At 47.6% G+C, this 1,638-nt stretch carries 1 protein-coding gene; it reads left to right on the plus strand.

Translation table 11 applies throughout. The annotated features are described in order from the left end of the window. Positions 1–20 precede the first annotated feature (20 nt). Entirely contained in the window at positions 21–1,619 is a 1,599-nt protein-coding gene (locus C6Y40_RS08760; RefSeq protein ID WP_240621890.1) for an IS1634 family transposase, read from the plus strand. Positions 1,620–1,638 lie beyond the last annotated feature (19 nt).

Consider the following 1,638-nt stretch of genomic DNA (forward strand, 5'->3'; position numbering starts at 1 on the left):
CCTCCCTATCAGGGTTAACTATCAAACGCATGGACCATCTTGGTTTAGTATCCGGTATGTGTCGGGAGCTTGGTATCGCTAAGATGATTGACGCGGTTATCCCAAAAAACAATGAGCATAAGGTGACTCATGGAGAAGCCTTTGTCGCCATGCTTCTCAATGGTTTGGGTTTTCACAGCCGCACCCTACACATGTTTGCAGATTTTTTCGCTGACAAACCCACTGAACGCCTGATTGGTCCGGGTGTACAGGCCAAGCACCTGAATGATGATGTACTTGGTCGGTGTCTTGATGCCCTCTATGAAGCAGACGTGTCGTCGCTATATCAAGTCATGGCTGAGCGAGTGGTCGACACGCTGGGGTTAGCCAGTAACGCTGTGCACCTGGATATCACCAGTTTTCATGTCGATGGTGAATACGCTGTTGATGAACAAGATAGCGAGACTAAACGCATTGAACTGGTTAAAGGTTACAGCCGGGACCACCGGCCAGAATTAAACCAGGTGATACTGGAGCTGATTTGTGAAAATCAAGCCGGTATCCCTGTCTATATGCAGGCTTTAAGTGGCAATACGAATGACCAGAAAGCTTTTGCAGAAGTCACCCGTCACCATATTCAGTGTTTAAAGGCCGCACAACAATGCCGATATTTTGTTGCCGATGCGGCGCTTTATACCGAAGAATCTATCACTGCCCTGGCAACACAGAACCAATTGTTTATCTCACGAGTCCCCATGACCATCAAAGACGCCAGGCAGCACGTAAGCAACGTGACGGAAGCCAGTCTCACTGCCATGGGTAACGGTTACCACGGTTGTTGGGTGGATGCAGACTATGCCGGAGTGAAGCAAAAATGGCTGATTCTGCGCAGTGAGCAGGCGACTAAACGAGAGCAGCAAACACTGGCGCGGAATTTACTTAAAAACAGTGAAAAAGAGCACAAGCAATTTATTAAATTGTGTAAACAACGCTTTGCCTGCCAGACCGATGCCGAGACGGCAATGAAAGTCTTTAGCAAGACGTTAAAAACAACCCGCATCAGTGAGTTTGACTGTATAGCCCACCCCGTGTTCTTAGGTAAAGGTCGCCCCAAAAAAGGACAACAGCCAGCATACTATGAATACCAACTCGATGGGCTGATAGCCACCTGTTTGGATAAAGTTGGAATAGCTCAGGCGCAAACCGGGATGTTTATCCTCGCAACCAATGATTGTAGCGGGGAACTCAGTATGCAGACAGTGTTAGATACCTACAAATCCCAGCAACATGTTGAGCGGGGATTTCGTTTTCTCAAAAGTCCGGAATTTCTGACATCCTCACTGTTTCTGAAGAAACCGGAAAGGATTGAAGCGCTGCTCATGGTGATGACGTGCAGTCTGATGATATACGCCGCCCTTGAACACCGGATCCGAACGTCATTAAAAGAAAGACAACAATACTTCCCTGACATGAAAAAGAAACCGTCCCAGAAGCCAACGGCACGATGGGTATTTCTGTGTTTTAGTGGGATCCACGAAGTCAGCATTGGTGACTCTCCCCCCGTAATCACAGACAAACAGGAGCGCCAGCAGGTGATCATTGATGTACTTGGCACATTATACCAAGAGATTTATTCCTGAATTTGATGCGGAATGTCGG

Source organism: Marisediminitalea alba, assembly GCF_002993365.1.
Lineage (GTDB): Bacteria > Pseudomonadota > Gammaproteobacteria > Enterobacterales > Alteromonadaceae > Alteromonas > Alteromonas alba.